The organism is Lishizhenia sp. (genome assembly GCF_057456495.1).
In genome coordinates this window covers 1-8,371 of the sequence record NZ_JBVCPV010000137.1, presented here as the reverse complement: position 1 = coordinate 8,371, position 8,371 = coordinate 1, and the positions used below count along the sequence as shown (strand labels likewise).

Below are 8,371 nucleotides of genomic sequence, written 5' to 3'. Positions count from 1 at the left end.
TGCAATATTTGCAGAAGAATTAAAACAATACAACTTCCAGAAAAAAGAATTCTTCACCCTTGAGGGGGCAAACGGAGATGCTTTAAATGCATGGATGATCAAACCTGCTGATTTTGATTCTAGCAAACAATATCCAGTATATTTTAACATTTACTGTGGACCAGGAAGTAACATGGTCTTGGATAAATTTGGAGGGTTGAACCTTGCGTACCACCAACTTTTGGCACAATCTGGTTACATTGTAGTATCTGTAGATACAAGAGGGACGATGTACAGAGGAGCGAAGTTTAAAAAATCTACTTATTTACAATTGGGTAATTTAGAATCGGATGATTTAGTAGCTGCTGCCAAGAATTTTGCACAACTTCCCTACGTTGATGAAAACAGAGTGGGAATCCAAGGTTGGAGTTTCGGTGGAACAATGACCACGCTCTCTATGTTAAAAGGAAACGATGTTTTCAAAATGGGGATTGCCGTTGCTCCTGTTACACATTGGAAATACTACGATAACATTTACACCGAACGATTCATGCGTACTCCTGCTGAAAATCAGACAGGTTACGAAAACTACTCTCCAGTAAACATGGTAGATCAGTTAGAGGGGAAATACTTCCTAATTCACGGGGCTTACGATGACAACGTTCACCATCAGAATACAATGGAACTTATTAATGCACTTGTGGCAGCTGATAAACAATTTGATTTGTTTATTTACCCTAACAAGAATCACGGAATTTATGGTGGTAATACGCGTAATCATCTCTTTAAAATGATGTATACTTACACTTTAGAGAATTTATAACAATGAAAGCACTATCATACATCTTAATTGGTTTTGGACTTTTTATGGTTTCATGTGCCAATATCAAGGATCAAAAAAAAGCTGATGTTAACGAAGTCATTCATACAGCACCACCAGTCAACGACAGTGTGATTTTCTGGTATGAAATGGAAGAAGGAATTTCTTTAGCTAAAGACCAAAACAAAATGATCTTTGTGGATGTATATACAGATTGGTGCGGATGGTGTAAAAAAATGGATGCATCAACTTTTAAGGACAAATCTGTAATCAAGGCTTTAAATCAAGATTACATTGCCGTAAAGTTTGATGGTGAAGAAAGAGATTCAATCAATTTCTTTGGTACGGCATACAAGTTTGTAGATAATGGAAGAAGAGGTTACCACGAATTGGCCGCTGTGCTTTTAGATGGTCGTTTAAGTTACCCTTCGTTTGTTGTCTTAAACAACAACGGAACGAGAGAAAAAAAGATGATTGGATACATGAATCCAGAACAATTAATAATGCAATTGAAATAATTGCGACAATATAAATTATTTCGCGTTTAAGATAGTCTTAAATACTTTGAACAATCAAGTTTATTACTATCTTAGTCGTCGATATATTTTAACCTTAAAATTTATTAAATTATAAAAATGAGCGAAGTAGCCAAATTAGAACTCAACGGTACGGTTTACGAACTACCAGTTGTCACTGGAAGTGAAAACGAAAAAGCGATAGACATCAAGAAATTAAGAGGTGAAACAGGGTACATTACCTTGGATCCTGGTTTTAAAAACACAGGTAGTACATCAAGTGCTATAACTTTCTTAGATGGAGAAAAAGGAATCTTAAGATATCGTGGGTATCCAATTGAGCAGTTGGCTGAAAAAGCATCTTTCATGGAAGTTGCTTACTTACTTATTTACGGTGAATTACCACAAGCTCACGAATTAGAGAACTTCCACAACAGCATTACGAAGCACACGTTGGTTCACGAAGATATGAAGCAATTCTTTGAGGCGTACCCAGCACAAGCTCACCCAATGGGTATCTTGGCTTCTATGGTTTGTTCACTTTCTACATTCTACCCAGAGTCTCAAGACCCTAACAGAGGTTACGAAGCTATCGATTTAACAATCCACAGATTGTTGGCGAAACTTCCAACTTTGGCTGCAATGTCTTACAAAAATGCAATGCGTCATCCTGCAATGTACCCTAAAAATGAATTAGGATACTGTGAGAACTTCTTACACATGATGTTCGGAATGCCAACTGAAGACTACACGCCAGACCCAGTTGTTGTTGATGCATTGAACAAATTATTGATCTTACACGCAGACCACGAACAAAACTGTTCAGCATCTACAGTAAGAATCGTTGGTTCTTCTCAAGCAAACCTTTACGCTTCTATCGCAGCAGGTGTATCTGCATTATGGGGACCACTTCACGGTGGAGCTAACCAAGCGGTAATTGAAATGTTGACTAAAATCCAAGAAGACGGTGGAGATCTTCAGAAATGGGTTGACAAAGCAAAAGATAAAAATGACGCATTCCGTTTAATGGGATTCGGACACAGAGTATACAAAAACTTCGATCCACGTGCTAAAATCATTAAGAAAGCAGCAGATGATGTATTGGAGAAATTAGGAATTGATGATCCTATCTTAGACATCGCTAAGCAATTAGAAAAAGTTGCTTTAGAAGATGAGTACTTCGTGAAGAGAGGTTTATACCCTAACGTTGACTTCTACTCAGGAATCATCTACAGAGCATTAGGTATCCCAACTGAAATGTTTACAGTAATGTTCGCATTAGGTAGACTTCCAGGATGGATCGCACAATGGAAAGAAATGGTTGAAAACGGAGAGCCAATTGGAAGACCTCGTCAGGTTTACACAGGAGCTAACGAAAGAGACTACGTTCCAATGTCAGACAGAAAATAAGAATCTTCTATATTCAGAAAGCCTTGTTACATTTTGTAGCAAGGCTTTTTTTTTGTACCTTCTTTGGGCGTTCTAAAACGCTAACAACCTACTAATCAAACCTACCTAACATGAAAACCTTATACAAATGGGTTTTGAAACTCTGCCTAGCTATTTCAATAAGCCCCTGCTCCTACTCTATTGCTCAAGACACAATCTTTTTCGAAGGATTTGAAGCAAGTTCTTTTCCTAACATCAATTTTTCAACGCCACCCTGTTCCAATTTACCGGACCTATGGGATACCACCTCTTGTTTAGACACAACCCAAGCTTTTTCAGGAAATTACTTTTGGGGCATACGAGATCTAAATGGTAATTGTGGAGGAAATAACTTCGAAAGCCTCATATCCGACACCTTTGATTTAAGTAATTCCAATTACGCAAACTTCAGTTTTCGCTACTGCTTTGTTGAACTTGACAATGGTGATGATATTAAATACAGCTATTCCTATGACAATAACACTCCAACAGAAATCTCCCTTATTAATGGTAGCAGTAATATTTCTTCAAATGGATGGCTGACATCCACTCTTAACATACCCGACAGTATCAACACCTTTTCCTTTACAATATCAATTAAACAAAATGGTGATAATGATTACATAGGAATAGACAACCTATACCTGAAAGCTGTTCACAAAGATTCCTGCTACATCTCAACTCCCATACTCAACGCCTTCGTCTGCAACAACAATGGCAGCAATTCAAACGCACTGGATGATAAATTAGAATTCGACATATTATGTCAAGGACAAAATTTATCAAGCTCATACCAACTCTTTCAAAACGATAGTTTGTTAGACGACTCACTTAACTTTAATAATATTCACTCTATACAGTCAATTTCGGGATCAATTTATAGCCTCAATAATTTTACAGTTATAGACAATATAAACAGTTCATGTACCTCACAATTCACAATAGATAGCGCTGCACATTGTTCCTTCAACTACCAAATTTTAAGTGCCGCTATAAGTTCCAACAATTTAAGTGTAAACTGTGATGAAGGTGATTCCGTTTTACTCAGCATTCAGAGTTTTGGTATTTTCGATACCACAAATAACTTTAGTATTCTACTTTTAGATAGTACTCAAAACCAATTTTCTTCAGAACTCTATCGCTTACAATCAACCTCAATTGACACGCAGGTGTATGTTCACGTACCTCATGCCTTGGCTACAAGCAGTGCTTATGAAATATTGGTTAAAAGCGATTTCCCCAATTTCAGCTCCACACCTATAAGTATTGAGGTAAATAACACTTCAAACTGCTCGCCTCCCTACATTACAGGAATATTGATCAATGCGTGTAGCAGCGGAATACAAGAAGGAAGCGGAGAACTAATTTTTGGGTATACGGGTAGTTATGCCTTAGATTTCAATTCCAAAAACTTTCAATTTTCTTATGCAGCCAACCTGCCCTTTTCGAGTAGCCACGTTAAAATAGACAGCTTCGAAAATATACCGACGAATACGCTATTACTAAACAGTTCTGCTGGATGTACTAACCTTTTTTTTGATGGATATGGACAAAGCATCCCGAGCAATTCTCGGTTTTTAATATGTAGAAATGATGTAGATATTAACTCTTTATATTGGCATAACCTGTGTGGCTTGGGCCCCATTTATGTACTCTATGCAAATCACACAAAATGGCTTAACAATGGACTATTCTCTAACTTAACCACTTCAGGAACACGATATATGCAAGCCAAATTTACAGACACGCTCAACCATGAATATATACATGAAACAAATTACAACAGAACCTTGAATAGTGGATTAGATGGAGATTTCACCACCTTCAATGCATCAGGTGGCACAGCCTTAAGTTATGAAAATTTTGGGTGTAATTTAGTGCCTGGAATTTTACCCATTACGCTGTTAAACTTTGAGCTTTCCATAGTTGAGTCCGATATTCAAATTTCTTTTGAATTGAAAGATCCCGGCGAATACTCCTCCCTAACCCTAGAAAAGTATATACACAATGAGTGGGTAGAACTTGAAACCTTTAATACTCCTATTACCGGTAAAACCTACCGCTTTGAAGACCAACAAATACTGCCGGCTAACAATTATCGTTTACTTGGTATTCAAGCAAACGGCGATTCCGATCTAATTTGTGCAGAAAGCATTCCGTTTAAACAAAAGGCGAAAAAAGTAATTGCCCGAACAAACCTGCTCGGGCAATCCATCAAAACGTCCACCAAAGGATGGCATTTCATAATATTTGAAGACGGGAGTACACAACTCTCCTATCAACCTTAGTTTTCTGATAACACAATAAGATCTTTTTCTAAAGGATCCATGTTCTCCATAAGTAAGGTTAAAAAGTTATCTTTTCCATATTTAGAAAAGTACGCTAAAACATTATCCTTTCTTTCCTGTAAACCTCCGCCTGGGAATAATCTGTCGTGCACGCTATCTATATTCTTTAGGGTGTCATCGTACTTTTTCTTTTTGTGACGAATCAACTTACTCTGCATGTTTTCAATTTGCTTACGCATTTTAGTTAACTCACCCTTTCCGTAATTCTCCAATGCTTTATCTACATTAATCACATCACGTACAACAAACTTTTCTAAAGTATCGAAAGCAGTATTCAATTCCTCAAAATTAATTTCTTCATCAGATTGATTCAATACAAAGTCTTTCTTCAAAGCATCTGTCGACTGCAAGAAATCTTGAAACTGATAACCGAGCTTTGCCATTTTTTTCTGACTCACACCATCTACAATCTGAACACTATTTCTCACCTGAATCAGGGGATATTGAAGATCTAGTGCGTCAAACACTCCTTTTAACTGAAGCCAATAAGCCATTTCACCTCCACCTCCAACATACACTAAATTTGGAAGTATCCATTCTTGGTACACAGGTCTCAATACCACATTCGGACTAATTAGTTCAGGTTTCCCATCAATTAATTCTAATAATTCCAGGGCAGAAAATACTACACCTTCTCCAGCGGTAAAACTACCATCCTCTTCTTTTATAATTCGTTCACGCTTACCGTTATCCATGAAAAATAAATTAATTTCTCTAGGATGAACTTGCCCGTGATAACCTTTTTCTACTAATCTTTCAGTACTTTGCTGAACCTCTTTTTCAGAGAACTGTTCTCTAATTTCTTTGAATAAAACAGGTCTGTATAAAGCCTTCAACGCCGGTGCATCTGCATCTATTATCACCAAGCCTTCTTCTCCAAACAGCGTATTCACTAATTTCAAAGTAGCCTGTGCAAGAGTATCCTCTTCCGCGTAACTCTCTTCTACTAAGTGTGCTATTTCAGGTTGGTTTTCGAACAAAGCTTTTACCTCTTCTTTTAACGCCTCAAAACCATTTAAACTAAATTGACCAACAGCTCCGGTTTGCTCACTCTCCCAAACTCTTTTTTGATTGAATAAATTTAAATGGTTAATTTCAGCAAAATCATGATCTTCAGAGGCCATCCAATACACAGGTACAAAATTATAATTTGGATATTCCTGCTTCAATCGTTTTGCCAATTGGATTACATGAACAATTTTATAAATGAAATACAAGGGTCCTGTATACAGGTTAAGTTGATGCCCTGTTGTAATCGTAAAAGTATCTTTCTTTTCTAACAACAAAGTGTTTTGAACTACAGCATCTGGTGTTGAAACATTCGCGTATTGCTTGATTAAACTATCGCGTAAGGTTTTCCTATAACTATGGTTGTAATTTTCATTCTTCAGCTTTATTTGTTGTGCAAAAGCTTTTATATCAAAGGGTTCTTGAATAAATTCTTTTAATGTATCTTGCTTGTACACAAGCGCATTGGCTATATCACTAAAAAAACTTGTTTCTTCTCTGTTGATGGTTTGTTTCTCCATGCGGCAAAAATATCTGTATTTCTGAATTGAAAAATTTAGTTCCCATGAAATACATGGAAATGTCCCGCTTATTTCATTCTATTTTAATGAAGCTTTCGATAAGCGTTCTAGACAATGAAAGATAATAAAAGTGCTTCAATTTTAGGCGTGAAAATGAGTTTTGGTTACAGTTTTCACTTCCTTTTACACAAACTGAGCTCACGCTTTGAAATTTCCTTTAACTTTGCAGCTAAATTTGAAAAATATGAAAGCGACAATAAAAACAAACAAGGGTGAAATGCACGTGGAGTTTTACGAAAAGGATGCTCCAAATACAGTTGCTAACTTTGTGAAACTTGCAAAAGAAGGATTTTACGATGGTTTAACTTGGCACAGAGTTATTCCTAATTTCGTAATTCAAGGAGGATGTCCAAAAGGAACTGGAGTTGGTGGACCAGGATACACGATTGATTGTGAATTAGATGGTGACAACCAATACCACGACAGAGGAGTTTTATCTATGGCTCATGCAGGAAGAAACACTGGTGGATCTCAGTTTTTCGTTTGTCACTCAAGAGAAAATACTTCACACTTGGATAGAAACCACACATGTTTCGGTAAAGTTGTTGAAGGAATGGACGTAATTGACGATATCAGAGAAGGAGATTCTATTGAAAAAATCGTTATTGAAGATTAATCTCAAAAGATAATCATATTAAAAGTCGGTGTTTTGCATCGACTTTTTTTGTGCGCTAAAGTTTATATTCAATTGTCTTTTCTAAATTTAAAACATGAAAAATATCTTAGTCATATTCAGTGCCCTTTTCAGCTTTATCTCTTTGGCTGAAGTCCGTTTTGTTCGTGTAATGTTTTACGGCGATGCTTCTACTTCAGCTACCATAGGTTGGGATCAATTGAATGTAGATGCTCACACATTTTTTTATGACACTTTGCCGATTGATCCAAACAACCCTAAAAACTGTATAGACAGATTTATTGTGCGCAAAGACAAAGGGATGAATAACCACTTTGTAGAATTGACCAACCTCCAACCAAATACGAGATACTACTTTTCTATTCAAGATAAGAATGGCTTTTCAGCTCCGTATTACTTCTACACGGTTCCTAATACTCCAAATACACCGCTGGCTTTTGTTGCTGGAGGAGATTCACGCACGCGATCGGCAGTGCGCAGACAAGCAAACCTACTGGTGGCGAAACTAAAACCTCATGCTGTATTGTTCGATGGAGACTACACTGCCATTGATACACACAACGAATGGCTTGAATGGTTTGAAGACTGGACCTTAACTGTAGGTAAAGATGGAAGAATCACTCCAATTGTACCTTCAAGAGGTAACCACGAAAGAACCAATAAAGTGATGGTCAATATCTTTAATGTCCCTTCTAAAAGAGTCTACTACTCTACACAATTTGGAGGAGGTCTTGTCAACATAGTTGTGCTAAACAGTGAAATCTGGAAAGGTGGTGCACAAACATGGTATTTGAAAAACAACCTTGAGAAACACAAAGATTATACTTGGTCTATTCCCATGTACCATAGACCCATGCGTCCACATGTGAAGCACAAGAAAGAAATGCAAACCCAATACAAACATTTTGTACCTGTTTTTGAAGCCTATAAAAACGTGCGTTTGGCCATTGAATGCGACTCGCATACCTGTAAATCAACATGGCCTATTTTAAAATGTAAGGACGATGAAAATTGTGATGAAGGATTTGTAAGAAATGACAGCTTGGGAATTGTATATG

7 protein-coding genes are annotated in these 8,371 nt (G+C 37.0%); 6 read left to right on the top strand and 1 reads right to left on the bottom strand.

The features are described from left to right. The 4 genes from AC22ZQ_RS10230 to AC22ZQ_RS10215 form a co-directional block, all read left to right on the top strand. Positions 1-802: alpha/beta hydrolase family protein (locus tag AC22ZQ_RS10230; RefSeq protein WP_318958689.1), on the top strand; the 802-nt coding region annotated here is incomplete at its 5' end. Between the two features lie 2 nt (positions 803-804). Further along, entirely contained in the window at positions 805-1,317 is a 513-nt protein-coding gene (locus tag AC22ZQ_RS10225) for a thioredoxin family protein (protein ID WP_318958688.1), read from the top strand. 117 nt (positions 1,318-1,434) lie between these two features. Next, complete coding sequence (locus AC22ZQ_RS10220; protein WP_318958687.1) at positions 1,435-2,724, top strand: citrate synthase; 1,290 nt, start codon at positions 1,435-1,437, stop codon at positions 2,722-2,724. Positions 2,725-2,834: 110 nt separating this feature from the next. Further along, positions 2,835-5,030, top strand: a complete 2,196-nt coding sequence (locus tag AC22ZQ_RS10215) for a hypothetical protein (RefSeq protein ID WP_318958686.1) — start codon at positions 2,835-2,837, stop codon at positions 5,028-5,030. Here the strand turns inward: AC22ZQ_RS10215 and bshC are convergent. Next, the gene (gene bshC / locus AC22ZQ_RS10210) at positions 5,027-6,619 is read right to left on the bottom strand and encodes a bacillithiol biosynthesis cysteine-adding enzyme BshC (RefSeq protein ID WP_318958685.1); all 1,593 of its coding nucleotides are present in this window, start codon (positions 6,617-6,619) and stop codon (positions 5,027-5,029) included. The two genes, AC22ZQ_RS10215 and bshC, sit on opposite strands and share 4 nt — an antisense overlap. 244 nt (positions 6,620-6,863) lie before the next feature. Between bshC and AC22ZQ_RS10205 the strand changes: the two genes are divergently transcribed. Together AC22ZQ_RS10205 and AC22ZQ_RS10200 are read left to right on the top strand one after the other, a co-directional pair. After that, a complete protein-coding gene (locus AC22ZQ_RS10205) occupies positions 6,864-7,295 on the top strand; it encodes a peptidylprolyl isomerase (protein ID WP_318958684.1) in 432 nt (143 codons plus the stop codon). Between the two features lie 94 nt (positions 7,296-7,389). Further along, the coding region (locus tag AC22ZQ_RS10200; RefSeq protein ID WP_318958683.1) for a purple acid phosphatase family protein at positions 7,390-8,371 on the top strand (982 nt) is incomplete at its 3' end.